The organism is Rathayibacter sp. VKM Ac-2927 (genome assembly GCF_022815525.1).
GTDB lineage: Bacteria > Actinomycetota > Actinomycetes > Actinomycetales > Microbacteriaceae > Rathayibacter > Rathayibacter festucae.
The window spans coordinates 124435-149417 of record NZ_JALGRT010000006.1 but is presented as its reverse complement, the minus strand read 5'-3'; the positions used below and the strand labels follow the sequence as shown (position 1 = coordinate 149417).

Sequence of the window (24983 nt, the reverse complement as noted above, 5' to 3'; positions counted from 1 at the left end):
CAGTTCTGCTCAGGCGGGTGGGTCTCGATACGCCCCTGCGGGGCTGCTCGACCGGCATGCCGAGCATCCCGTGCGGCGGGTCCGCTCGATCGGCGGCTACGTGGTCTTCACCGCGTTGTCGCCGTGGTTGCCGATGACCTCGTAGGCGGTGCTGCCGACGGCGCGGACGGGCTTGGCGTTGACGTGGCCGGTCGCCCACTGGTTGCCGAGGACGGAGACGGCGCGGGCGTTGAGGGCCTCGACGCAGTGGGTCCAGCCGGAGCCGGCGTCCTCGCAGGCGAAGATGTTGCCGGTGATGCTGAAGCCGACGGTGCGGGCGGTCGGCGAGACGCCGAGGATGGCGATGGCGGGGTAGGTGTTCGCGGCGGCCTTGCCCCCGTTGCTGATCGCGTTGCCGACGATCTGGATCTGCGCGAGGTCCTCGGTCAGCCACGGCGGCATCGTGTAGACGAGGGACTGCCGGCGCGCCCCCTCCATGATGTTGTTCGCGATGGTGATGCGGCGGTTGCCGCGGAGCTCGATGTTGATCTGCGGCGAGCCGTCGAGGTGATTGCCGAGGATCCGGATCGGGCCGCCCTCGATCGAGAGGTCGGCGTAGCTCGCGCCGATGTTGTTCTCCACGATCCAGGAGTCGATCATCCGGTAGCCGGTCCAGATGCCGGTGCCGGTGCACTGGTCGATGCTGCAGCGCTGGATGCGGTTGAGCAGGCCGAGGTCGCCGAAGGTGCCGTCGTTCAGGCGCATGCCGTAGTCGGTCCAGCCGTAGAGCTGCAGCGAGTCGAGCACCGTCTTGTCCAGGTGCGCGGAGACGCAGGGCGAGCCGAGGCCGTTCGCGTCGAGGATCAGGTTGTCGAAGCGGCAGGCGGAGAAGGCGCCGGTGACGACGGGGGCGTTCGTCAGCGAGCGGATCCGGGTGGACAGCTCGCCCGCGCCGCGGAAGGCGATGCTCGCCAGGCCCTCGGCGCGGCCGATCGATCCGGCGATGCGGTAGATGCCGCGCGGGAAGTGGACCGTTCCGCCGTACGTGGCGACGGCCGCGTCGATCGCGGCGTCGATGGCGGGCAGGTCGTCGGTGCTGCCGTCGCCGGTCGCGCCGTAGTCCTGGACGTTGTAGACGAGCTCGCCCTTCGCGACGGGGCGCTCGCCGGAGACGGTGCGCACCGCCTCCGGCAGCTGGGCGACCGGGACGGTGGCGGTGGAGTCGAGGCCGGCGACTCCGCCCGGGGAGGCGATCTCGGAGTGCAGGACGGGGTCGGAGGGGGCGGTGCCGGCCGCGGCGGCGCCCAGGGGGGAGGCGAGGAGACTGCGACGGGTGAGGTCGGCGGTCAGTGCGGTGAGAGGGGGCATCCGCTCACAGTCGACGGGTCGAGGAGGCGGTGCCGACCTCCGAAGTGGGGCGTTGGGGCCGCAGGGATCGTCGACAGTCCGGCGGGGGCGGCGCGGAACGACCCACGGCCTAGCATGCCACCATGCCCCGTACGCGCGAGCTGAGCCTCCTCGATCTGGCGATCGCGGGCGTGCTGAGCCTCTTCGCGCTCGTGCTCATCGCCCGCGCGACGGCCCTGCTGATCATCACGCCGCCGGTCAGCTGGGCGTTCGTCGCCGCGTTCGGCGTGGCCGTCGCGCTCACCGCGGCCTTCCGGATCGCCCTCGGCCGCCGCTCGGGCATGCCGGTCGCGGGCCTGACGGTCACGCTCCTCGTGATCATGCAGCCGGAGGCCGACCCGTTCCGCCTGCTCGGCGTCTGGACGGCGGCGAGCCTGGTCACCCAGCTGCTGCAGACCCGGAACCTCGCGGTCGCGGGCTACGTCACGGGACTGGGGTCCCTCGCCGCGCTCCTCTACGTCACCGTCTTCCAGGCGGGGAGGGTCGTGCTGACGCCGCCGATCGCGCTGCTCGCGGCGAGCGCGCTCTTCCTCGCCGTCATCCTGCTCGTCGACCTCCTCCGCCAGCGCGGCCGCTGGGGGATGCAGTGGGAGCGGGGCTTCGGCGCCCTGTCGCCCAAGCGGGTCGGCTTCTACCTCCTCCTGGTCTGGCTGCTGAGCACGGCCGTCTGGTTCCTCGACGCCGTGGTCGTGCCGGCGATGGCCGGGGACCCCGCCATCGAGCAGAGCCCGATGGTCGTCCTGGTGGTCGGCGCGCTGGTCTTCGGCGTGGCGAAGCGGATCGAGGTGCGCGGCGTGCGGCGCCGGCTCGCCGGCGTGCTCGACGCGGCACTCGCGCTGCCCTGGGGGACCGTGGAGCAGGCGGAGCGGAAGATCGTCCGCCACGCGCTGACCTCGATCGAGGCGGACGCGATCGAGGTGCGCGACGAGCCCGCCTCCGGGCGGGAGATCGCCTCCGCCATGCTCCTGCCCGACGGTCGGACCCGGTACGTCGTCGCGTCGAAGCGGGTGAGCGCGATCCCCTTCAACGACGACGACGAGCAGATCCTCGACGCCCTCGCGCACATGGGCGCGGACACGCTGAGCACCCGCTACGACGTCGAGTCGCTGCGGCGCTCCGTGGACCACGACGCGCTGACGGGGCTGCCGAACCAGCGGGTGTTCCAGTCGGCGCTCGCCGCCGCCAACCGCGACCGGCGGCCGTTCGAGGGCATCGCGGTGCTCTTCCTCGACCTGGACGACTTCAAGGACCTCAACGACGGCCGCGGCCACCACGTCGGCGACAAGATGCTGCGCCTGGTCGGGGAGCGGCTCGCGGAGGTGGCCGACGAGGGCGGAGTCGCCGCGCGGGTCGGCGGTGACGAGTTCGCGCTGGTCCTGCGCGGGCTCGACTCGGCCGAGGACGCGCGGCGGCGGGTGCAGGCCCTGGTCGAGCGGGTGAGCGAGCCGGCGACCGTCGACGGCGACACCCTCGCCCCGGTCGTGACCGTCGGCGTGGCGTTCTCGGCGCACGAGGAGACGGACCCGACGACCATCGTGATCGAGGCCGACCGCAGCATGCTCGCGCTCAAGCGCGGGCGGGGCCGCAGCGGCCGGGGGCGCTCGAGCAGCCTCGACGTCACCTCGGTGCTGACCGACCCGGTGCGCGAGGTCGCGTCGCGCGCCCTCCGCGACCGCACCCTCGACCTCGCCTTCCAGCCCGTCGTCGATCTCGGCACCGACCGGATCTGGGCCTACGAGGCGCTCGTGCGGCTGGAGGACCCGGCGCTCGGGCGGATCGACCCGTCCCTGCTGATCCGGACGGTGCGGCACGCCGGCCTGCTCGACGAGCTGACCGTGCAGGTGGTGGAGAAGGCGATGTCCGCCGCCGCCTGCTTCCGCGACTCCGGCGCCGGGGTGGAGTGCATGAGCGTCAACGCGGACCTGGAGCAGCTCGCCGCCGAGCGGCTCGGCCCGTACTTCGCCGCCGTGCCCGAGCGGTTCCCGGGCCTGCGGTTCTGCCTCGAGCTCAGCGAGGGGTCGCTCGCGGCGGCGACGGACGAGCTGCGCGCGCAGGCCCAGCTCCTGCGCGACGCGGGCGTGCTGCTGGCGCTGGACGACTTCGGCACGGAGGGCTCCTCGGCGCTCGCCGTGGCGACGTTCCCCCTCGACGTCGTGAAGCTCGACCGCGCCCTGATCGCCGATCTGACGACCGAGCTGCGCCAGCGCGAGATCGTCCGGGCGATGCAGTCGTTCGCGGTCGCGGTCGGCGTGCGGATGATCGTCGAGGGGGCGGAGGACGAGGAGACGGTCGCGGTGCTGCGCGAGCTCGGAGTGACCGATGTGCAGGGGTTCGTCTACGGCCGGCCTGACACTCGGACGGGGGCGGAGCAGCGGTTGCTCACCACCGGATCGGCTGTCGGCGACTGCCTAGACTGACGCCAGAACGGGGCGTCCTCTCCCGCACTTCCGCGGTCTCCCGCCGCTCCTCGTGCACGACCGTTCCACTCTCCATCCTCGAGCGCCGGACCTCCCGGACTCCCGTATGCCGATCGGAACCCCGCCCCATGGCTCCTTCGCTCCTGCCTCGACGCGCCCTCGTCCCGGCCTTCGTCCCGGTCCTCTGCCTCGGTCTCGTCCTCGGCGCCGCGACCTCCGCGTCCGCCGCCGACCTCGTCGATCCGGCCACCGGCGGCGTCGTCCAGGGGCTCGAGAGCGACGCCGTCGTCTCGGTCGCGGCCGGCTCCGCGCCGCAGTTCGTCACCGTCCCGGTCGCCGACGGGGTCGTGCCGACCCGCGTGATCGCGTCGCTCGCACCGCTCGAGCCGCTCACCGGCACGCTCTCGGTCATCGTGTCGGGCCGGGTCGTGCAGACGCTCGACGCCGCCACCGCGACCGCGATCGACGCGCCGGTCCAGGCCTCCGACGTCGTGGACGGCGTGCTCGCCGTCGGCGTCCAGCTCGGCGGCTCGGGCGACTCGGCCGGCGCGCTCTGCGAGGTCGGGAGCGAGGTGCTGAGCGTCTCCGGCCTGGGCGTCGTCGTCGACGGCACCCCGACCGCGCCGACCACCGTCGGCGACTTCTTCCCGGACGCGGTCACCGGCGTCTCGATCGTCGTGCCCGACGGCGCCGACGACGCCCTGCGCGCCGCGGGCCTCTCAGCCGCTGCCTCGCTGGCCTCGCGCTACTCCTCCGGAACCGCGATCACCGTGTCGGAGGAGAGCGCGACCGAGGGCCGCCCGGCGCTCGACGCCGCGCAGGGCCGCATCGTGCGCTTCGCGGCAGGGGACGGCGACGTCGTCAGCGCGATCGGCGACGCCGGCGGGGTGCCCGAGCTCACCCTCACCGGGGCGGAGGCGGACCTTGCCGCGGCCGGCGCGGCGCTCGGCAGCGAGTACGCCGGACTCGCCTCGAGCGCGACCACCACCGGTCTCGCGCAGAAGGTCGTCCCCTCGAGCTCGCTCGAGCACACGCTGGCCGACTTCGGCACCGAGCGCATCGCCCTCGGCAGCACCGGGGCGTCGACGAGCTACACGACCATCACGCAGTCCGCGTTCGGCGGACCCGTCTCGAGCGTCGAGGTGGACCTGGTCGGCACGCACTCCGCCGTCCCCGAGGGGATCACCGCGACGGCGAACGTCTACTGGAACGACTTCCTTATCGGCTCGACGGTGCTGGGCCAGGACACCGACGTCGCGATGACGCTGCCGGTGCCGACCGGGCAGCTCAGCGCGTCCAACGGCCTCTCGGTGACGCTCTCGGCCGTGCGCGAGAGCGACGGCGCCTGCATCGGCTCGGCCGACTCCGTGCCGATCGAGTTCTTCGTCGACGGCGCGGGCTCGAGTGTCACCGGCGTCCGCGGCGAGTCCGCAGGCCCCGGCTTCGGCCGCTTCCCGCAGGCGTTCGGCGGCGAGCTCGCCGTCGCGTTCGGCGGCTCCGCGAGCGGCGCCGACGCGCTGCGCAGCGCCGGCGACCTCGTCACCGCGCTGCAGCGGGTCGACGCCGACCCCCTCGCCGTCTCGGTCGTCGGGGTCGACGAGTTCGTCGACTCCGACCGCTCCGGGATCGTCGTCGGCGCGGGGACCGACGAGGCCGAGGCGCTGAAGACGCCGCTGCGCCTCGCCTCCTTCACCGCGATCGACGCCTCGCGCCTCAGCTACGGCGTCGGCACCGAGGCGCCCTACGCGGCCCTCGAGGCCTTTACCACGGACGGCCGCGACATCGTGCTGCTGGGCGGCTGGAGCGCCGACGGCGACGCGACGGCGTCCTCCGGACTGCAGTCCTCGATCGCCGGCTGGGCCGCGGAGGAGGGCTGGACCTCGCTGTCCGGGAACCTCGCGGTCTCCGGCTCGGCCGACTCCGACCCGGTCGCGATCGACAGCAACGAGATCACGCCGCAGGACGAGGTGAAGGACGACTACTCCTCCTACGCGATCTGGTTCGTGATCGCGGTCGTGGTGATCGGCCTGCTGATCCTCCTCGGCTGGCTGGCGCGCCGCCGCCGGTCGCGGAAGGTCGCCGCCTACGTCGACGCGCAGGAGCGTGCGGCCGGCGAGCCCGCGGCCGCCGACTCCGCACCCGCCTCCGCGCCGGCCGCGGAGGGCGACCACCCCGCCGCGCGCCACTCCTCGACCGACTGACCGAGCGCATGACCAGCACGATCGCCGCCCCGTCGCCGGTGGCCGGCGCGCCCGCCCGCCTCCCCTGGTGGCGGGAGGCGTGGGAGCGCCTCGGCCGGCCGGTCACCGGGCGGCAGGTGCCCGGCACGGTCGTGATCCTGGTGGTCTCGCTGCTGGTCGGCTTCGCGGCCTGCCTGGTGACCACCTCCTCCGGGATCAACCTCGCCTACGCGGACACCCAGAGCCACCTCTCCATCTCGCGGCGCATCTTCGACTCGAAGGCGCCCGGCTTCACCCAGCTCGGCACGGTCTGGCTGCCGGTGCCGAGCCTGATCCTGATCCCGTTCGTGCAGTCGCTCTGGCTCTGGCACACGGGCTGGGCCGCCGGGCTGCTCGGGATGATCTGCCTGGCCGGCACGGCCTGCGGCGTCTACCGGATCTCGGCGCGCGTCGGCCACCTGCGCGCCGGCCGGCTCACCGCGGTGCTCCTGGTGCTGGCGAACCCCGGCGTGCTCTACGCCTTCTCGACGGCGATGACGGAGCCGGTGCTGATCGTCACGATGGTCGGCTGCTTCTCCGGGCTGGCGCACTGGGTCACCAGCCGGCGCAACCTCAGTGCCGGCGAGATGATGGTCTTCTCCGGCCTGCCCGCCGCGGCCGCGACCCTCTCGCGCTACGAGGGCTGGGTGCTCGTCTTCGGCGGCACGTTCGTGGTGCTGATCGTCGCCTGGCGGAAGAAGCGGTCCTTCGTCTACGCGATCAAGATGGCGAGCGCCTTCGGGATCCTGCCGCTGATCGCGATCGTCTGGTGGCTGGTCTACAACTTCGCGGTCTACAGCAACCCGCTCGAGTTCATGAACGGCCAGTACTCGGCGGCGAATCTACAGAAGGCGGTCGCCGACGCGGGGCTGCTCGCCTACCAGGGCAACGCGGGGCTGACGCTCTGGTCGTACAACTGGGCGGTGCTCGAGACCTCGGGCCTTCTGACGGTCGCGCTCGGCCTGGCCGGCGCGCTGGTGCTCGCCTGGCGGCGCGGGATCTCGGACGACGCGCTCGTCATCTGGCTGATGATCGTCTCCTACGCCTTCTCGCTGCTGAGCCTCTACCTCGGCCAGACGCACATGAACAACGACCAGACCCTGCCGACGAACTGGTGGAACAACCGCTACGCGCTGTCGGTGCTGCCGTTCCTCGCGGTGCTCGGTGCCGTGCTGGTCGACGCGCTGCGGCGGGTGCCGCGGATCGGCGCGGGCGCGCTCGGCCTCGTGCTGGTGCTGCTCGGCGCGCAGACGGCCTGGTGGGTGCAGGACCTGGATCGCAACGCGGTGATCGCGGAGGCGACCGGCTACGTCTCGATCAAGGAGGCGTCGGGCGCGACCGCCGCGGCCCGGTTCCTGAGCGAGAACTACGACGGCGGCGGCATCCTGATCGACGAGAGCGCGGCCGGCAACGCGCTGCTGCCCGAGATCGGCGTGCCGCTCGCCGAGTACTACAACCGCTCGGCCGGCGAGCTGTTCGACGAGGCGCTCGCCGCCCCGTACACGCACGCGAAGTGGGTCTTCGTGACCACCGCTGACGCCCCCGAGCTGAGCGAGACCGGCGTCGCCGACCTCGTCTACGACGCGATCACCCGCGACTCCTCCTTCGACACCCGCTACCGGCCGGTGTTCGCGCAGGGGATCTACGTCATCTACGAGCGGCTCGGAGGCTGACCATGGCGACGACGACGCCCCGGGTGGGCGAGATCCTGCTCTCGCGCGGACTGATCACGTCCGAGCAGCTCGACGAGGCTCTGCGCCGCCAGGAGCGCGAGGGCGGTCTGCTCGGCCGGCACCTCGTCATCGACGGCGCCGTCACCCGGCGCGAGATGTACGGCGCGCTGGCGGAGCAGTGGGACGCCCCGATGCTCGACCTGGTCGAGGAGCCGCCGGGGTCCGCGCTGCTGGCCCGCATCGGCGCCTCCACCCTGGTCGGCGCGGGCTGGGTGCCCTGGCGGGTGCTGCCCGACGGGACCGGCGTCATCGCGACCTCCGTCCCGCCGACCGAGGCGATGCTCGCCGAGGCGCGGGAGATGCTCGAGGTCGACGTGGTCACTGTGCGCACCACGACCGACTGGGACATCTTCCAGGCGGTCGAGAGCGCCTGCCGCGCCGCGCTGCTCTTCGGCGCGGCCGACTCGCTCGCGGTGCAGAGCGGTGACGAGTCGGCCAAGTCGGGGCTGCGCCGCTGGCAGGTGATCACTCCGCTCGTCGTCGCCGCGATCGTGATCGTCGGGGCGGTGCTGGCGCCGAGCCTGACCTTCGTGATCGTGCTCGCCTCGGCCAACCTGCTGTTCCTGATGAACATCGCCTTCAAGGCGCTGGCCGGCCTGCGCGCGCCGCTCAACCAGAGCTCGGTGAAGGCGTGGGAGGAGGAGGTGGCGCTCGAGCGCGGCCGCCGCGGCCTGGACGTCTCGCCGCCGCGGATGACGGACGACGAGCTGCCGATCTACACGATCCTGATCCCCGCTTATAAAGAGGCCAACATCATCAGCAAGCTGCTGGTGAACATCGGCGCCCTCGACTACCCGAAGGCCAAGCTCGAGGTGCTCGTGCTGCTCGAGGCCGACGACGACGAGACGATCTCGGCGGTGCGCCGGATGAGCCCGCCGGAGTACGTGCGGATGGTGATCGTGCCCCCGGGCGGCCCGCAGACCAAGCCGCGCGCCTGCAACTACGGGCTCAGCTTCGCCCGCGGCGAGTTCGTGGTGATCTACGACGCCGAGGACCGGCCCGACCCCGACCAGCTGCGCAAGTGCGTGCGGCTGTTCCGCGAGGACGCGTTCGAGCGCGAGCACGTGGATCCGGAGCAGAAGCAGCTCGTCTGCCTGCAGGGGGCGCTGAGCTACTTCAACGCCGACTACAACGTGCTCACCCGGATGTTCGCGGTCGAGTACGCGCACTGGTTCGGCGCGATGCTGCCGGGCCTGGACCAGTCGCACCTGCCGATCCCGCTCGGCGGCACCTCGAACCACTTCGAGACGCGCGTGCTGCGCGAGCTCGGCGCCTGGGACCCGTACAACGTGACGGAGGACGCCGACCTCGGCCTGCGCGTGGCCGCGCACGGCTACCGCGTGGGCGTCGTCGACTCCAACACCTGGGAGGAGGCGTGCGCCGAGGTCCCCGCGTGGATCAAGCAGCGCACCCGCTGGATCAAGGGCTACATGATGACCGCGGGCGTGAACACGCGGCACCCGATCCGCTGGTTCAAGGTGAACGGGGTGCTCGGCTCGCTGAGCCTGGTGGCGCTGATCATGGGGACGCCGGTCGCCTTCCTGCTCTACCCGCTGGTGCTCGGCTTCACCGTCATCACCTACATCGGCGTGCAGTTCCTGGGGCTCGATCTGCCGGAGTGGCTGATCGTCGCGGGGACGACGAACATGCTCTTCTCGAACACGCTGATGATCGTCGTCTCGGGGATCGCGGCGTGGAAGCGCTACAACTGGCGGGTCGCGGCGTTCGCGATCCTGAACCCCGTCTACTGGGTGCTGCACTCCATCTCGGCCTGGCGCGCGGCCTGGCAGATCGTCTTCAGCCCGCACAAGTGGGAGAAGACCCCCCACGGCCTGACGGAGGACTATGAGGACTCCACGATCGGCGCGCCGGCGTAGGGGCTGGTGAGGCCGCCCTTTGCATGCTGGTCGAGTAGCCCCGCAGGGGCGTATCGAGACCTGCCGTCACCAGCCGGCGGGTCTGCAGACTCGCCTTCGGGCGACGGTGGATCTCGATACGCCCGCTGCGCGGGCTACTCGATCAGCATGGGGTGCCGCCCGCTCCGCAGGCTGCTCGATCGGCCGTTGCCGCGTATCCGCGGATCAGAGCGGCGGGGCTGCCAGCAGCACGGCGCCGGCGGCGGCGCTGAGGGCGGCGACGAGGCACCAGCGGTCGGCGCGGACGCGGCAGCCGCCCGCGCGGGCGAGCGCGGCGAGGCCGGCGGCGAGCACCGCGGCGCCGATCTGCACCGTCGCCGACGTCCGCATCAGCGACCACGCCTCGAACGGCGGCACGCGGCCCCCGCCGGGCAGGAACGGCAGCCCCGCGACGCTCGCCGACGCCAGCAGCAGCAGCGCCGACCCGACCGCGAGAGCCACCACGACGTGCCCGAGCACCTCGGCCGCGGCCCGCTGTCGAGCGCTGGGCGCGGCGATCTGCGGAAGGACGGCTGGGGCGCTCGCAGCACTGCGGAGGGGCATGCGCCGAGCGTAGAACGCGGCCGTCTGCGGCGAACCCCCTTGCAGATCCCCCTTCCGGAGGTGATTCCACGGGGAGACACGAGTCTCGATGCGGCCGCCCTGCGGGCTACCCGATCAGCATGTGCCGGTCGAGCAGCCGCGGAGGGCTATCGAGCGGAGGTACCGCCCGGATGGAGGACGATCCTCTGCGGCGGTGTCTTCGTACCCTGGCTCGGACGCGGATCGTACGACCCCGACGTGGCTCGTGCGGCGCCGACTGCAGCGCCTTGACTCTGCGAACGGTAGACGTTGCTGTCCGGGAAGCTCTGACTGCTCATGTGCGGGCGGAAGAGTGTGTCGGTGTCGTCGGAGACATCGCCTGCGTCACTCGATCCATCGGAACGAGTCTGCGTCAGCGTCGTTGCTCTGTCGGAGGCGAGAGTCAGGCCCTCGTGTGCGTCGGTGACCATGACGATTCTCATCAGACCAGTATGAACCCGCGGCGTGCGAGCAACACGAGGTCGTGGGCGATGGCGGTCCTGCTGCGGACGGGAATCCGCGTGTCGTCGTCCTACTCGTTCTCGACCTGATCGAGCACGAACGCGGTGAAACCGGGAACCGTGAACGACAGGTGTCCGTGCTTGTTGGCGTCGACGAGACCCTTGTCGAGCAGCCGCTGCCGGGTGACGGAGATCGATCGAGTGGTCGCTCCGAGGGTGTCTGCGAGCACGCCGCGTCGGACGTCCTCCCCGCCGAGCTGTGCGATGCCGACGAGCATCTCCCGCTGTTTCGCCGAAGCACTGCGCCAGCGTGAGCGGAAGAGGGTGAGCATCTCGGCGTCGACTCCGGGCAGGGCCGCGCGGACGTCGTCGAGGGTGATGACATCGGTGGGGCCGAGGCCGTCCGATTCGAGGCGCCTCTCCGCGGCCCGCCAGGCGAGGTCGCCGATGAGCTGGACCTTGTAGGGGTATCCAGCTGATTCCGTGACACCTCGATCGAGCGCGGCCCGCTCCCAGCGCACACCGACGTCGGTCGCCGTCGATTCCAGTGCTTCGCGGGCACCGGCCTCCGACAGACCGTGGAGCGGCTGGAAGCTGAAGCGCTCGCTGAAGGTGACGGCACGAGTGATCGTGCTCGGTGCGCCCGGGAGCCCGACCGCGAAGAGCGCGGTGCGCGGCTGGCCCTGGTCCGACACGTCGAGTGGGTTCATCTCCTGCCAGGCGTAGGCGATGGTGCGCAGGCTCGTGGCGTCCGCCTCCTGGATCTCGTCGATCAGAAGGACGAGGCCGGCGTCTCCGTCGCCGACGACCGCGTCGAGAGCTGCTCGGAGTGCGCGCTGGAACTCCTTGGCCGAGGCTGCTGCCCGCGCCTCGGGAGGTGCGACGGTCACCGTCGCGCTCGCGAGTCCGGGAGCGCCGAGCGACAGTGTCGCGGAGTCGATCGCGTCGCGGGCCGTCTGGCGAAGACGAGGCCCGGTGCCGACGGCGAGTCGGAGTTCGGCGAGGAGCGAGCGTACGAGGTCCTCGCCGGGGTCGGCGGTGATCAGGACGGTCCTGATGTCGTAGCCGCGGAAGATGCGCTGGGCCTCGCGGAGGAGAGAAGTCTTCCCGACGCCGCGGGGGCCGTGGTCGACGTGGACCCGCGGGACGAATCGTCCCTCGGACGCGATCCGCTGTGCGGCCTGCCGGAACTGTTGCAGCGTCTCGGTTCGGCCCGGCAGCTTCATGGGGACAGAACCCGGTGTGTAGGGACTCAGTGCCACGATCTCACCTCTCGCTCGATGTTATACATCGGGCCGAAGTATAACTTCGAGAGCAGGCGGTTGTGCGCGACGGGGCCGTCCGTACCTCTGGCTCCGGTGGATCTTGATACGCCGCGCTCCGCGGGCTGCTCGATCAGCATGAGGCGGCGTGCCGCTGACCATCCATGCTGGTCGAGTAGCCCCGCAGGGGCGTATCGAGACCCCGCCGCCGGGGTCCCGGCAGCCGTCCGCGTCAGATGTTCAGGCGGTTGAAGATCGGGGACGGCAGCAGGCGGATGACCGTCATGATGACGCGCCACTTGGCCGGGGCGTAGGCGACGGCGCGGCCGGAGGCCATCGCGGCGGCGACGTCCTTCGCGACGGAGTCGACCGGGGCCAGCGAGGCTCCGCTCTGCTTGAGCGAGGCGGTCATCGGGGTGTCGGTCGGGCCGGGCTTGATCAGCACGACGGACAGGCGCGAGCCGGCCAGGCGGTGCTGCAGGCCCTGGGCGAAGCGCTCGACGAGGCCCTTGGCGGAGCCGTAGACGTAGTTGGTCTTGCGGCCGCGGTCACCGGCGACGGAGCCGATCACGCCGATGCTGCCGGAGGTCAGCGCGTTCGCGTACGCCTCCATCCAGAGGGCCACCGAGACGCCGGTGACGACGAGCACGTCGCGGGCGACGGCGAGGTCGGCGGACGCCTCGTCCTGGGTCGTCATCGCGCCGTGGGCGATCAGCACGGTGTCGGGGGCGCCGCCCTCGAGCGAGGTCGCGACGACCGAGGAGATCGCGGCCGGGTCGGTGAGGTCGACGGCGGCCACCGACAGCGCGGCCGCGGGGAAGCGCACCCGCAGATCCGTCGCCAGCGCCTCCAGCCGGCCGGCGTCGCGGCCCACCAGCAGCGCCGAGCGCGCGCCCGTGCCCAGCCACAGCCGCAGCGTGTGCTCGGCGATGGCGGAGGTCGCTCCGACCACGACGATCTTGGAGGGGGTACCAGTGCTCACGTCAGCTCCCGAGGACTCGGCGCGAGAAGCCGGAGGAGATCCCCGGGTCGCGCTGGAGGGCGAATTCGGCGAGGCGCGGGAAGCCGGCCTCGAACATCTCGCGCGTCATGCGCGCGTCCTTCGCCGGGTACAGCCGGCCGCCCGCGGCGAGCACCAGCGCGTCGAGGCGCTCGAACAGCGGCAGCGCGACGGGCGTGTTCGGGAAGTCGAGCGCGAAGCAGACCCCGGGCGCCGGGAAGCTCAGCAGCCCCGGCGACTCCAGCGCCCCGAAGGTCTTCAGCACGCCGAGGAAGGAGCCGGTGCCCGAGGCCGCGATCAGGGCGAGCATCTCGCGGGTCGTCTCGAGCGCCCCCTCCCACGGCACGGTGCTCTGGTACTGGTAGAAGCCGCGCGGGCCGTACATCGTGTTCCAGCCCTCGATCGCGTCGAGCGGGTAGTTGAACTGCTCGTAGTGCTGCACGGAGCGGCGGGCGCGGGTCGCCTTCAGGCGGTAGTAGGCGCGGTTGAGCAGCGGCAGCGTGGCGCGGTTGACGACCGAGAGCGGGAAGGCGAAGGGCACCTTCAGCGAGCCCGGCCGGGTCTCCGGCAGCTCCGGGGCGGCCGTGCTGTCCGCGCGGGAGTAGACCCCGCGTCGCCCGCCGCCCGTGGTCACGTCGATCCAGGCGACGGTGTGCTCGAAGACGTCCATCGACTCGTGCACGAGATCGAGGTACCCGTCGAGCGTCTGGAACGGCACGTCCTCGCTGACGAGCCACGGCCCGGGGACGCGGGCTAGCTCGAGCTCGACCTCGACGATCAGCCCGGTGAGCCCGAGGCCGCCGATCGTCGCCTCGTACAGCTCGACGTTCTCGGTGGGCGTGCAGCGCGAGGACGACCCGTCGCTGCGCAGGAGCGTGAAGGAGCGCACGTGCCGGCCGAGCGTGCCGGCGGAGGCGTGGTTCTTGCCGTGCACGTCGTTCGCGATCGCGCCGGCGAGGGTGACGTTCTTCGTCCCGGGAGTGACCGGCAGCATCCAGCCTCGCGGGGAGAAGACGGCCTGCACGTCGCGCAGCAGCACGCCCGGCTCGGCCCGCAGCACGCCGGTCTCGTCGTCGAAGGCCAGCAGGCGGTCGAAGCCGCTGAAGTCCCAGATGCGCCCGCCGCCGTTGAGCGCGACGTCGCCGTAGCTGCGGCCGAGCCCGTAGGCGATCCCGCTGTCGCCCGCGGCGAGCGCGGCCTGCGCCTGCTCGATGCTCGTGATCCGGGTGACGCGGTGCTCGTCGCGCGAGAGCAGGCCCCAGGAGGAGACGGGGGTGGTCATGCGGGCTCCTCTCGCGGGCCGGAGAACGTGACGTTCTTGTCGAGGTGGTACTTGGCGACGTAGCCGATGGCCAAGCCGATGACGGCGCCGGTGTAGCGGGCGAAGTCCGTGCCGAACAGATAGTCGAAGCCGAACTCGAAGCCCCAGAAGATCAGGGTCGTCACGCCGCTCATCACGCCGTACAGCAGGAAGGTCTTCAGCCCGTGCGCCGCATTCATCGTCTCGTGCTTGAAGATGAAGCGCTTGTCGAGCACGTACTTGGCGATCACCCCCGTCAGGGTGCCCGCGAGCACGGCGGCGATCGTGGCCCACTCCGCGTCGACGGCGAGCTCGACGAGCATCTGAGTGCCCAGATTCACCGCCGTTGCAAGGATCGCGAAGACGACGTACAGCGCGGCCGTCCGCATGCGCTTCCCTCCGTGGTGCTCCGGTCGTGAGCGCTGCGGATCCGGGCGGATGGAGCGCGTTCACCCCCGATTGTAGGTTGGGCCCGCGTCACCCCGATCCCGCCCGATCCGGCCGCTCCAGGCCCTGTTCCCCGAGAGGGAGACGTCGTGAACACCGCCCGCGCACTCGTCGCCGCCATGCGTCCGCGCCAGTGGCTGAAGAACGTCCTGGTGCTGGCCGCTCCGGTCGCCGCCGCGCGCATCCTCGAGCCCGAGATCCTCGTCGCGACCGTCATCGGGGTGATCGCGTTCAGCCTCGCCTCCTCCGGCGGCTACCTGCTGAACGACCTCCTCGACGTCGAGTCGGACCGCGTGCACCCGAAGAAGCGCTTCCGCGCTATCGCTTCCGGCGCGCTGCCGCTGAAGGTCGCCTGGCCGGCCGCGTTCGTGCTGATGATCGTGCCGGTGCTGGTCACCTTCCTCCTCGGCTTCACCTGGTTCGCGGCGACGCTCGCCGCCTACCTGGTGATGCAGATCTCGTACTGCCTCTGGCTCAAGCACGAGCCGGTGATCGACATCCTGATCGTGGCGGGCGGCTTCGTGCTCCGCGCGATCTCGGGCGCGGCCATCGCGGACATCCCGCTGACGCAGTGGTTCCTGCTCGCGGTGTCCTCGGGCTCGCTGTTCATGGTCGCGGGCAAGCGCTACTCCGAGAAGCTGCAGAGCGAGGGCAAGGAGGAGAGCCACACCCGCTCGACCCTCAAGGTCTACACGCCGGGGTACCTGCGCTTCATCTGGTCGGTCGCCGCGTCGCTGACGATGATCTCCTACGCGCTCTGGGCACTGTTCATCAACGGCGAGAACTCGCTCTGGTCGATGGCGTCGGTGGTGCCGTTCGGCGCGGCGCTGTTCCTCTACGCCCTCGACATCGAGCGCGGGCGGGCGTCGGCGCCGGAGGACATCGTGCTCGGCAACCTGCGGCTGCTGGTCTGCGGCGCGCTGTGGGCGGGGCTGTTCGTCGTCGCGATCATGACGCGGACGACCACGGGCTGAGGTCGCGGGTCGGGCCTCGTCCGGGTCCGCCGCTACGACGTCGATCCGCGCCGCAGCCGCAGCCGGGTCTCCTCGAGATCCAGCAGCGCCTGAGCCTGGCCGAGGATCCGCTGCGGGTAGGCGCGGCGGGAGCGGGCGTCGAGCAGGGCCTCGCGCTCGGCCGAGACGACGGCGAGCCGCAGCGCCCGGTAGAGGCGGTGCGGAGTGTCGGCGGTGTCGCGCTGGGAGCCGCGCGACCGCTCCCAGGCCGCCTCCGAGCGGAGGAAGGAGGTCTGGCGCACGCGCTCGAGCACGTCGGGGTCGACGTCGTCGACGCCCTCGACCACCTCGCCGGGCTTCTCGAGGACCGAGAGCCCCTTCTCCGTGATCTCGTCGAGCAGGCCCGCGAGCTCGCGCTGGTCCTCCGGCACGTCGACCCCGCGGATCCCGGTGGCGCGGATGAGCAGCGGCAGGGTGCTGCCCTGGATCAGCAGCGTCGACACCGCCACGGTGAAGGCGATCAGCACGAGCTGCGGGCGGTACGGGATGTCCTCCGGCAGCGACTGCGCGGCGGCGAGGGTCACCACTCCGCGCATGCCCGACCAGCCCAGCACGAGACCGCCGCGCCAGCCCAGGCCGTTGCTGCTGAAGTGGCGGTAGTCGGAGCGGCGCAGCTGGTAGCGGCGCTTGGCCCGGCCGAGCTCCGCGCGCGGCAGCCGCACCCCGCCCGTCGACTCCAGCAGCTCCTTCTGCTCGCGCGCCCGCCGCTCGGCCCGGCGGGTCTGCCAGCGCTCGCCGAGCAGCACCGGGCCGACCCAGGCGAAGCGGACGACGATGAGCCCGGCCGTGGCGACGAGGCCGATGCCGACCGCCGCCGGGATGGTCAGGGCGGCGCTGTCGGCGTCCTCGATCAGGCTGCGGATCTCGAGTCCGATCAGCAGGAAGACGCCGTTCTCGAGGAGGAACTGCACGGTGCGCCAGTTGATGCGGTCGTTCACGCGCGACTGCGCGGTGAAGGCGCGGGAGGAGGCGTGCCCGGTGTGCAGGCCCGCGACGACGACGGCGAGCACTCCCGAGGCCCCGAGGCTCTCGGCCGGGATGAACGCGACGAACGGCACGACGAAGGAGACGACGGTGTTGAGCACCGGGTCCTCGAGGCGGGAGCGGACGAAGACCGTCACGATGCTGGCGACCAGGCCGACGATCACGGCGACCACCACGGCGTAGAGGAAGTCGCCGACCGCCGCCCACGGGGTCGCGAGGGTGGCGGCCGCGGCGGCGAGGGCCGAGCGCAGGAGGACGAGCGCCGTCGCGTCGTTGATCAGGCCCTCGCCCTCGAGCAGGGTGAGCAGCCGGGGCGGCAGGCCGAGGCGGCGGCCCACGCTCGTGGCGGCGACCGCGTCGGGCGGGCTGATGATCGCGCCCACCGCGATGGCGAGCGGCAGGCCCAGCTCGGGCAGCAGGACGAAGAGCAGCGCTCCGATCCCGGCGGCCGAGATCAGCACGAGCACCACCGAGAGGCCGCTGATGGTGGCGATGTTCCGGCGGAAGTCCACGAACGGCACGCTGATCGCCGCGGCGTAGAGCAGGGGCGGCAGCACGCCGTCGAGCACCCACTCGTGCGGCACGACCACCTCGGGGACACCGGGGAGGAAGGAGAGGCCGACGCCGGCGAGCACCAGCGCGATGGGCGCGGCGACGCCGAGCCGGCGGGCGAACGCGGCGACGGCCACGAGGACGGCGACGCCGATGACGGCGGCGATGCTCAGCTCCATCGGCATGTCCTGCGGGCGGCGTGCGGCATCGGCGGTCTCGATTCGGGGAGGGGGAGGCGCCTGTCCGTGCGCGGGCGCTCGCGCGCGCGGTCGAGGCCGGACTGCGAGTCTGCGCTCGTGTCCGGCCTCGGCCTAGGGGGTTGCGGGTGGGTGCGCTGGTCGCTCCGGGCGCGGGGCGTGCACGGACATCAGCCAGGAGGCCGTCTCATCGCCGACGGGCGACGAGGGGCACTCCTGGCTGATGTTGCGCGCTTCCGGGTGGTGGGCGCGGTCCTGCCGCTCGTCAGCGTCGATCGAGGACCCGGACGAGGCCGATCAGGAGGGCGATCGTGCCCAGCGCGGCGATCGCGATCGCGGCGGCTCCGGCCGGGCCGAGCGAGAGCGCCCAGTCGACGACGGCGGTCCGCAGCCCGGCGTCGGCGGCGACGAGGAGCAGGAGGACCGCCACGACGGCCTGGACGAGTCCCCAGACGACCGCGCCGGCGCGGATCCTGGGCCGCTGCGCGGTCTCGGGGGCGGTGCTGGTCTGCGTGGCGGTGGTGCTCTGCGCGGTCATCGTCCTGCCTCCGTCGTGGTCGTGCTGTCGGTTCCGGTCGTGCTGCCGGGGTCTGTCGGGGTGGCGGGGTCCGTCGGGGCGCCGGTGTCCGTCGGGGTGCCGGGATCCGTCGGGGTCGGGAGGTCGGTCGCGGCAGCGGTCGCCTCCGAGGTCGGCTCCGCGGTCGCAGGGCCGTCCGGGTCGAGTGCGGCGCCGCTGGTCGAGTCCTCGGCGGTCCGGTCGTAGACGGTGACCCCGCCGCGGCCCTGCGCGATCCGGACCACGACCGGCTCGGCGTCCGGGTCGCCGAAGGTCTGCGTCCAGGTGGCTCCGTCGCGGCTGTACTCGACGTCCACCGGGTCGGACCCCACGTCGCCGTCGGCGAAGGCGGTCGTCAGCCAGTAGTAGCCGTTCGCCGTGGTCGCCTCGAGGCGGACCGCCGCTCCGGCCATCGGCATGACGGTGATGTTCCCGGCGCCCTGCCAGACGTCGATCACCTCCCCCGGAGCACCCAGCGACGGGTCGATCGTGATCTGCAGGTCGCCCGCCAGCATCGCGTAGCTGCCGGGAGTCGCGTTCGAGACGCCGTACGAGCTCAGGAGCGGCAGCAGCTGCCGCTCCGGCGGGACGAGCGACGCCGTCGAGGCCGTCAGCACCGTGATCACCGAGACCGCGATCAGGAGGATGGCGCGCCGGCGGAGCAGCCCGGCCGCCACGATAGCGAGTCCGAGCACCAGGGTCGCGACGCTGAAGCCGACAACGGTCGCGGTCGAGCCGGAGACGGTGAGCGACGCGATCGCGCCGGCGACGGCGGCCAGGCCGAGCACGAGCAGCGTGACGCTCCGCCGCAGCCGCGGGTTCGCCTCGCGGAGCAGCCGACGCCGCTCGAGGCGCGCCGCGGTGATCGCGGCGGCCCGCAGGCGCGACTCCTCCGCTCGGGCCCGGGCCGTCTCGCGGGCGGTCGCGCTCTCCTGGGCGCGGAACGCCTCCCGCTCGGCCTTCCACTCCTCCTGGCGCTCGCGCCACAGCGCGAGGTCCTCGGGGGTGCTCGGCCGCGGCTCGGTCGGGCGCTGCGGAGGGAGGAGGGGAGCGCCGCTCGCGGGCTCGCCGGTGGGGGCGGGGTAGCCGGCGGTCGAGGCGCCAGGACCCTCGGGGCTGCCGAAGGGCGGGGGCGCCGGGTCGGTGCGGCCCGAGCGGCGGGCGATCCAGACCACGAAGACCACGATGAGCACCAGGACGACGACCGTCCAGAGGGCGCGGCCGGTGGCGGGCGCCCAGGGCACCGCCCCGGTGTACGCGCCGCCGAGCGACCAGAAGCCCTGCGCGACCGGGAGCATCGAGGCGAGCACCAGGGCGCCGATGCCGGCGTGGACGCGGGTCAGGCGACCGCGGAGCAGCTCCTCGACCGGCAGCACGCCGTCCTCGTCGGGCAGCAGCAGCCAGGCCGCCGCGTAGAAGAGGAAGGCCGGGCCGCCGAGGACCGCGACCACGACGAAGATCCCGCGCACGATCAGCGGGTCGATGCCGAGGCGATCGGCGATGCCGGAGCAGACGCCGCCGACCCAGCCGGGCCGGCGGGCGAGATCGAGGGAGCGCAGCCAGAGGAGGAAGCGGTTCTCGGAGGAGGGGCCGGGTGCGGAGGCGCCGGGGGTGCCGTTTCCGGGAGTGCCGTTCCCGGGATCGCCGGCTCCGGGCGTCGGGTCCGGAGCCGGCGGGTCGCCCGCCGTCTCCTGCGCCGGGTCCGGCGGGGTCGTGCTCGCTGCTGTCATGGCTCGAGTGTGACGCTCCTCCACAGGCGCCGACCATCGGGGGAACCCCTGATCCGACCCCGACTCCCGCCCCGGCGACCCCGACGACCTGTTTGGATGCAGGGGTGAGCACACCCACCCTCCCGAGCACCGCGGCGCACCCGCCGCGGCGTCGGTCGTCCCCGGGCCGATCGTCCGCGGGCCGGCCCGCCTCGGCCCGGCCTCCGCTGCGCCGCCCGCGCCGGATGGTCCTCGGCGGCGTGTGCGCGGCGCTCGCCGAGCACCTGGGCCTGCGCCCGGGGACGGTGCGCTTCCTCATGATCGTCGCGACGCTGCTGGGCGGCGGCGGCGCGCTGCTCTACCTGTGGCTCTGGGCACTGGTTCCCCTGCGCGACGCGGGCCCGGACTCCGGTGCGCAGACCGGCGGTGTGCGGCGGTCGGTTCCGGTCGCGGTGCTGCTCGTCGGCGTCGCCGGGGCCGCGACGCTCTCGGTCGTGGTCGCGCTGCGCGGGGGCGACGACGCCGACGTCACCCGGGCGCTCGCCGCCGTCGCGGTGCTCTCGGGCGGCGCCGTCGCCTGGAGTCTCGGACTCGACCGCGGCGATCCGTCGCGCTCGACGCGCTCCTCCGCCCTGGTCCGCCTCGCCGCCTGCGCCGTGCTCGTCGTCGCCGGGGCCGCCGTGCTCACGGCCCGCCCGAGCGCGGTCAACGCGGTCCTCGCCGTCGGCGTCCTCCTGGTCGCCGCGGGCGTGCTCGCCGCGCCCCGGGTCGTCACGCTGTGGACCGAGCTGATGGGCGAGCGCGCGGCGCGGGTGCGCGAGGAGCAGCGCGCCGAGATCGCCGCGCACCTGCACGACTCGGTGCTGCAGACCCTCGCGCTGATCCAGAACCGGGCGGGCGCCTCGAGCGAGGTCGCCCGCATCGCCCGCGCGCAGGAGCGGGAGCTGCGCGACTGGCTGTTCGAGCGCGACGTCCCGGTCGCCAACGACCTGGCGGCCGAGATCCGCGCCATCGCGGCCGCGATCGAGCTCGACTGGCCGGCGACGCTCGAGGTGGTCGCGGTGGGGGCCTCGGTTCCGGGCGCCGCCCCCGTGCTCGCTGCGACCCGCGAGGCGATGCTCAACGCCGCTCGGCACGCTGGCGGCGAGGTCTCGGTCTACGTGGAGTCGTCGGCCACCGGGGTGGACGTGTTCGTGCGCGACCGCGGCCCCGGAGTCGACCTCGGCGCGCTCCCCGGCGATCGCCTCGGCATCCGCGAGTCGATCGTCGGCCGGATGGCGCGCGCCGGCGGCAGTGCGACCGTGCGGCCCGGAGCGGGCGGCTCGGGCACCGAGGTCCACCTGCGCCTGCCGGCGGGGGCCGAGCGGTGACCCGCGTCGTGCTGGTCGACGACCACTCCATCTTCCGCTCCGGCCTGCGCGCCGATCTCGCCCCCGAGCTCGACGTCGTGGGCGAGGCGGCCGACGCCGACTCCGCGGTCGCGCTGGTCGCGGCCGAGCGTCCGGACGTGGTGCTGCTCGACGTGCACCTGCCCGGCGGCGCGGGTGGCGGCGGTGCCGAGGTCCTGCGCCGCAGCGCCGCGCACCTCGACGCGGTGCGCTTCCTGGCGCTGAGCGTCTCGGACGCGGCGGAGGACGTCGTCGGCGTCATCCGCGCCGGCGCTCGCGGCTACATCACCAAGGCGAGCTCCGGCCCCGAGGTCAGCCGGGCGGTCCTCGCGGTGGCGGGCGGTGACGCCGTGTTCTCGCCGCGGTTGGCCGGCTTCGTCCTCGACGCGTTCGGCGCCCTCAGCGGTGAGCAGGCGGAGTCCGTCGACGAGCTCGACCGCCTCTCGGCCCGCGAGCGCGAGGTGATGCGCCTCATCGCCCGCGGATACGCCTACAAGGAGGCCGCCGCCGAGCTCTTCATCTCGGTGAAGACCGTCGAGTCCCACGTCTCCGCGGTGCTGCGCAAGCTCCAGCTCTCCTCCCGCTACGAGCTGACCGCCTGGGCCTCGGCCCGCCGCCTCCTCTGAGCCTCCCGTCTGATCTGCAGGCGATCCGCTGTGGAAGGCGCCTTCCACCGCGAGGCGCGGAAGACAGACGCGCGGATCACCTGCAGATCGGACAACGGACGGCAGACGCCCCCGCGCCGGAAGCTAGAACGAGAGTGGGAGGAACGGCAGCGCGGCCAGCGCCGCGAGCGTGCCGAGCGCCGCGCCCGCGAGCACGTCGGTCGGGAAGTGCATCCCGAGCACGATGCGCGACAGCAGCATCACCAGCACCACGAGGACGGCGAGCGGCCAGAGCGCGGGCAGCATCACGGCGAACACGATCGCCGCCGCGGTGGTCGAGGACGCGTGCGAGCTCGGGAAGCTGAGCTTGCTCGGCGCCGTCCCCCGCACCTCGACGCCCTCGCCGAGGGGCCGCGGCCGCCGGACGACGCGCTTGATCACGATCGACAGCCCGTGCGCCACGACGATCGCGACGTCGCAGAGCGCCCACGCCCAGAAGCGCGACGGATCGGCGAAGGCACCGACCACGCCCAGCAGCAGCCAGCCCGCGGCGTGCTCGCCGAAGAAGCTGAGCCAGCGGGCGATCGGGCGCAGGGGCGGTGCCAGCGGCGAGCGCTGCACGGCGACGATGACCGCGGACTCGCGGCTCCGGAGGGTCGACATCGCGCTCAACCTAGCGCACCCCTCAGGCCCCCGTTGTGCAGGCGTCCGTCCGTTGTGCAGGTGTCCGACCGTTGTGCAGGCGACCGGGCGGCGGAAGACACTTTCCACCGCGTCGAGCGCGCCGCCGATCGTCGGATCGCCTGCACAACGGACCTGCGTCCCCGCTCAGGCCTCGGGCTCGGCCTCCGTGCCGGCCGCGCGGCGGCGCGCACCCAGACCCAGTGCGGCCGCACCCGCGGTCAGCAGGGCGGCGGCGCCGGCGACGAGGCCCACGCTCTCGACACCGGTCGAGGCGAGTCCGCCGCCGCCGCCCACGGGCAGGGGGACGGGCGTGCCGGTCGGCGCGACGGTCGGAACCGCGGTCGGCCCGGCGGTCGGCCCGGCGGTGGGCGCGGCGGTCGGCACCGAGGTCGGCCCGGCCGTCGGAGTCGCCGTCGGCGCCGTGGTCGGCCCCGCGGTCGGCGTGGGCGTCGGCGTGACGAGCTGCGACGCCGGCAGGATCTGCACGATCGCCGGGCGCGGCGCCGCGACGGCACCCGCGGCGACGACTCCCGCAGAAGCGAAGTCCGGGAAGTACGAGCTCGGCGCCTCGAAGGTGCCCTCCTCGCCCGGGTGCTGGACGGCCACGAACACGTGCTGGTCCTGGTCGTGCACGATCGGCCCGCAGGTCTCGGCGTCGCGCGGGACCGAGAGGAACTGCTCCACCCGGCCGCGCTCGGCGCCCTCGAGCGCCACCTTGAAGAGGCCGTCGTTGTAGCCGATGCCGCTGGGGGCCCCGTCGGTCGAGATCCAGAGGTTCCCGACGGAGTCGAAGGCGAGGTTGTCCGGGCAGGAGATCGGCGAGACCTGGTCGACCGGGAAGCCCGAGAAGTACACCGTGTCGCCCTGCGCGACGTCGCCGCACAGCATCAGCAGGTTCCAGGTGAAGGTGCGGCCGGTCTGGTCGCCGCCGTCCTCGATGATCTCGACGATGTGGCCGTCGCGGTTCTCGGTGCGCGGATTGACCTCGGTCGGCCCCTCCTTGCCCTCGGTGCCGCGGTTGGAGTTGTTGGTGCAGGCCACATAGATCCGGCCGCTGACCAGGCTCGGCTGGACGTCCTCGCAGCGGTCCATCTTGGTCGCGCCGGCGATGTCGGCGGCCATGCGGGTGTGCACGAGCACCTCCTCGACGCTCATGCCGGCGATCATCGACGCGCCGTCGAGGACCAGGGGCAGCCAGGCGCCGATGCCGTCGAAGCCGCCGTCCGAGGGGACCGCGCCGGTGCCGGTGATCTCGGCGACGGGGGAGTCGCCGGTGAAGCTCGCGACGAAGAGGTCGCCCTCCTCCAGCAGGGTCTTGTTGTGCGCGCGGTCGCCCTCGATGTAGCGCTTCTTCGAGACGAACTTGTAGAGGTAGTCGAAGCGCTCGTCGTCGCCCTGGTAGGCGACCACGCGGCCGTCGGGGGCGACGATGACGTTCGCGCCCTCGTGCTTGAGGCGGCCGAGCGCGGTGTGCTTCTTCGGGGTCGACTCCGGCTCGAAGGGGTCGAACTCGACGATCCAGCCGAAGCGGTTGGGCTCGTTCTCGTAGCCGGGCGTGCGGGCGTCGAAGCGCGGGTCGTCGAGCTCCCAGAGGCGGGCGGTCTCGGCGTCGGTGAGGCCGTAGCGCTTCTCGGCGTCGCTGGTCGCGGTCGCGCGGAAGTAGCCGTTGAAGTTCTCCTCGCCGGAGAGGATCGTGCCCCACGGCGTGGTGCCGCCGGAGCAGTTGCCGAGCGTGCCGAGGACGGAGCGTCCCGTCGGGTCGGCGGCGGTCTTCAGCAGCGCCGAGCCGGCCGCGGCGCCGGTGACCTCGTAGGGGGTGTCCAGCAGGTAGCGGCGGTTGTGCTCGCCGCCCTGGACGTAGGCCCAGGGGCGGTCGACGGCGGTGCGGACCAGCTCGACGACGCTGAGTCCGTGGGCGGCGCGGCCGACGGCGCGCACGCGCTCGGGCTCGGCCTCGAGCTGCGCGGCCGGGAACATGATCGACTCGTTCGTGTACTCGTGGTTCACGACCAGCAGGGCGCGCAGGCGCTTCGAGCCGGGGATCTCGACGATGTCGGTGTAGTCGTTGTTGTAGCCGAACTGCGCGGCCTGGGCCGACTCCGTCTGGTTCCGGATGTCGAAGGCGGGGCTGTCGGCGAACAGCGGGTCGCCCCAGCGGATGATCGGCTGCCAGGCGAAGCCCTCGGGCACGGTGAACTCGTCGACCGTGTACGGCACCGGGGCGATCGGGGTGAAGGCGAGCGGGGAGCCGCCGACCGCGGCGCCGGCGACGGCCGCCTCGGCGGTGGGGGCGCCGCCGGCCGAGGCGACGGCGACGGTGACCGCGCCGGCCAGGCCCAGGCCGAGGGCGCTGCGGCGCGAGATCTGCCGGGCGACGATGTCGCGGAACGAGCTGTTGTGCGAGGTGTTGCAGGCGGCGGTCGAGCATGCGTTGGCGCACTTCAGGGCGCAGGTGACGGGGCTGCGCTTGCCGCGCACGTGCCCCGCCATGGGGAGGAGGAGCGGGCGTCGGGCGGTATCGGTCATGGTCGTCCTTCGATCGGCAGGCAGTGCGATCGAGTGGACCAGTGCGAGGGGACGCGCATCCCGCTCA

Annotated in this window: 18 protein-coding genes; 7 read left to right on the top strand and 11 right to left on the bottom strand. The window is 72.8% G+C overall.

Going from position 1 to position 24983, the window contains the following annotated elements; translation table 11 throughout:
* Positions 1-96: 96 nt before the first annotated feature.
* On the bottom strand, positions 97-1347 hold the full coding sequence (locus MT353_RS17180; protein ID WP_279400855.1) for a glycosyl hydrolase family 28-related protein: 1251 nt from the start codon (positions 1345-1347) through the stop codon (positions 97-99).
* Between the two features lie 122 nt (positions 1348-1469).
* Between MT353_RS17180 and MT353_RS17175 the strand changes: the two genes are divergently transcribed.
* The 4 genes from MT353_RS17175 (at position 1470) to MT353_RS17160 (ending at position 9632) form a co-directional block, all read left to right on the top strand.
* Positions 1470-3803, top strand: coding sequence for a bifunctional diguanylate cyclase/phosphodiesterase (locus tag MT353_RS17175; RefSeq protein WP_243625418.1), 2334 nt, complete (start codon positions 1470-1472; stop codon positions 3801-3803).
* A gap of 128 nt (positions 3804-3931) precedes the next feature.
* Positions 3932-6004 carry a hypothetical protein gene (locus MT353_RS17170; RefSeq protein WP_243625417.1) on the top strand — a complete coding sequence of 691 codons (2073 nt, stop codon included), beginning with the start codon at positions 3932-3934 and terminating at the stop codon, positions 6002-6004.
* 8 nt (positions 6005-6012) lie between these two features.
* On the top strand, positions 6013-7695 hold the full coding sequence (locus MT353_RS17165) for a glycosyltransferase family 39 protein (protein ID WP_159421714.1): 1683 nt from the start codon (positions 6013-6015) through the stop codon (positions 7693-7695).
* 2 nt (positions 7696-7697) lie between these two features.
* Positions 7698-9632, top strand: coding sequence for a glycosyltransferase (locus MT353_RS17160; protein WP_243625416.1), 1935 nt, complete (start codon positions 7698-7700; stop codon positions 9630-9632).
* 204 nt (positions 9633-9836) lie between these two features.
* Here the strand turns inward: MT353_RS17160 and MT353_RS17155 are convergent, their stop codons facing one another.
* The 5 genes from MT353_RS17155 to MT353_RS17135 form a co-directional block, all read right to left on the bottom strand.
* Positions 9837-10214: a hypothetical protein gene (locus MT353_RS17155; RefSeq protein ID WP_159421716.1), complete on the bottom strand. Its 378-nt coding sequence runs from the start codon at positions 10212-10214 to the stop codon at positions 9837-9839.
* A 550-nt stretch (positions 10215-10764) separates the two neighbouring features.
* Positions 10765-11919, bottom strand: coding sequence for an ATP-binding protein (locus tag MT353_RS17150; protein ID WP_243599374.1), 1155 nt, complete (start codon positions 11917-11919; stop codon positions 10765-10767).
* Positions 11920-12187: 268 nt separating this feature from the next.
* A complete protein-coding gene (locus MT353_RS17145) occupies positions 12188-12937 on the bottom strand; it encodes an SDR family NAD(P)-dependent oxidoreductase (protein WP_123706073.1) in 750 nt (249 codons plus the stop codon).
* 1 nt (position 12938) lies between these two features.
* The gene (locus MT353_RS17140; protein ID WP_243625415.1) at positions 12939-14237 is read right to left on the bottom strand and encodes an FAD-binding oxidoreductase; all 1299 of its coding nucleotides are present in this window, start codon (positions 14235-14237) and stop codon (positions 12939-12941) included.
* Positions 14234-14644: a GtrA family protein gene (locus MT353_RS17135; protein WP_243625414.1), complete on the bottom strand. Its 411-nt coding sequence runs from the start codon at positions 14642-14644 to the stop codon at positions 14234-14236. Before MT353_RS17135 ends, MT353_RS17140 begins: the two co-directional genes overlap by 4 nt.
* A gap of 147 nt (positions 14645-14791) precedes the next feature.
* On the opposite strand from MT353_RS17135, the gene MT353_RS17130 reads away from it, so the two are divergent.
* Positions 14792-15676 (top strand): decaprenyl-phosphate phosphoribosyltransferase, encoded by an 885-nt coding sequence (locus MT353_RS17130; RefSeq protein WP_123447195.1) that lies wholly within the window; start codon positions 14792-14794, stop codon positions 15674-15676.
* Between the two features lie 32 nt (positions 15677-15708).
* Here the strand turns inward: MT353_RS17130 and MT353_RS17125 are convergent, their stop codons facing one another.
* The 3 genes from MT353_RS17125 to MT353_RS17115 form a co-directional block, all read right to left on the bottom strand.
* On the bottom strand, positions 15709-17430 hold the full coding sequence (locus tag MT353_RS17125) for a sodium:proton antiporter (protein ID WP_243625413.1): 1722 nt from the start codon (positions 17428-17430) through the stop codon (positions 15709-15711).
* A gap of 283 nt (positions 17431-17713) precedes the next feature.
* On the bottom strand, positions 17714-17986 hold the full coding sequence (locus MT353_RS17120) for a hypothetical protein (protein WP_127887872.1): 273 nt from the start codon (positions 17984-17986) through the stop codon (positions 17714-17716).
* Entirely contained in the window at positions 17983-19734 is a 1752-nt protein-coding gene (locus MT353_RS17115; RefSeq protein WP_243625412.1) for a PspC domain-containing protein, read from the bottom strand. Before MT353_RS17115 ends, MT353_RS17120 begins: the two co-directional genes overlap by 4 nt.
* 104 nt (positions 19735-19838) lie before the next feature.
* On the opposite strand from MT353_RS17115, the gene MT353_RS17110 reads away from it, so the two are divergent.
* Positions 19839-21083, top strand: coding sequence for an ATP-binding protein (locus MT353_RS17110; protein ID WP_243625411.1), 1245 nt, complete (start codon positions 19839-19841; stop codon positions 21081-21083).
* Complete coding sequence (locus tag MT353_RS17105) at positions 21080-21727, top strand: response regulator transcription factor (RefSeq protein ID WP_243625410.1); 648 nt, start codon at positions 21080-21082, stop codon at positions 21725-21727. Before MT353_RS17110 ends, MT353_RS17105 begins: the two co-directional genes overlap by 4 nt.
* A 123-nt stretch (positions 21728-21850) precedes the next feature.
* On the opposite strand, the gene MT353_RS17100 is transcribed toward MT353_RS17105, so the two are convergent.
* Positions 21851-22369 carry a phosphatase PAP2 family protein gene (locus MT353_RS17100; RefSeq protein ID WP_243625409.1) on the bottom strand — a complete coding sequence of 173 codons (519 nt, stop codon included), beginning with the start codon at positions 22367-22369 and terminating at the stop codon, positions 21851-21853.
* A 165-nt stretch (positions 22370-22534) separates the two neighbouring features.
* Positions 22535-24916, bottom strand: a complete 2382-nt coding sequence (locus MT353_RS17095) for an alkaline phosphatase PhoX (RefSeq protein WP_374204720.1) — start codon at positions 24914-24916, stop codon at positions 22535-22537.
* Positions 24917-24983: the final 67 nt, after the last annotated feature.

Bases quoted from the DNA above. Each gene is read 5' to 3' on its own strand.
- MT353_RS17140 (WP_243625415.1), bottom strand. From the start codon at position 14,237: ATGACCACCCCCGTCTCCTCCTGGGGCCTGCTCTCGCGCGACGAGCAC.
- MT353_RS17160 (WP_243625416.1), top strand. From the start codon at position 7,698: ATGGCGACGACGACGCCCCGGGTGGGCGAGATCCTGCTCTCGCGCGGA.
- MT353_RS17095 (WP_374204720.1), bottom strand. From the start codon at position 24,916: ATGACCGATACCGCCCGACGCCCGCTCCTCCTCCCCATGGCGGGGCAC.
- MT353_RS17135 (WP_243625414.1), bottom strand. From the start codon at position 14,644: ATGCGGACGGCCGCGCTGTACGTCGTCTTCGCGATCCTTGCAACGGCG.
- MT353_RS17165 (WP_159421714.1), top strand. From the start codon at position 6,013: ATGACCAGCACGATCGCCGCCCCGTCGCCGGTGGCCGGCGCGCCCGCC.
- MT353_RS17125 (WP_243625413.1), bottom strand. From the start codon at position 17,430: ATGGAGCTGAGCATCGCCGCCGTCATCGGCGTCGCCGTCCTCGTGGCC.
- MT353_RS17115 (WP_243625412.1), bottom strand. From the start codon at position 19,734: ATGACAGCAGCGAGCACGACCCCGCCGGACCCGGCGCAGGAGACGGCG.
- MT353_RS17175 (WP_243625418.1), top strand. From the start codon at position 1,470: ATGCCCCGTACGCGCGAGCTGAGCCTCCTCGATCTGGCGATCGCGGGC.
- MT353_RS17150 (WP_243599374.1), bottom strand. From the start codon at position 11,919: ATGAAGCTGCCGGGCCGAACCGAGACGCTGCAACAGTTCCGGCAGGCC.
- MT353_RS17170 (WP_243625417.1), top strand. From the start codon at position 3,932: ATGGCTCCTTCGCTCCTGCCTCGACGCGCCCTCGTCCCGGCCTTCGTC.
- MT353_RS17155 (WP_159421716.1), bottom strand. From the start codon at position 10,214: ATGCCCCTCCGCAGTGCTGCGAGCGCCCCAGCCGTCCTTCCGCAGATC.
- MT353_RS17100 (WP_243625409.1), bottom strand. From the start codon at position 22,369: ATGTCGACCCTCCGGAGCCGCGAGTCCGCGGTCATCGTCGCCGTGCAG.
- MT353_RS17120 (WP_127887872.1), bottom strand. From the start codon at position 17,986: ATGACCGCGCAGAGCACCACCGCCACGCAGACCAGCACCGCCCCCGAG.
- MT353_RS17180 (WP_279400855.1), bottom strand. From the start codon at position 1,347: ATGCCCCCTCTCACCGCACTGACCGCCGACCTCACCCGTCGCAGTCTC.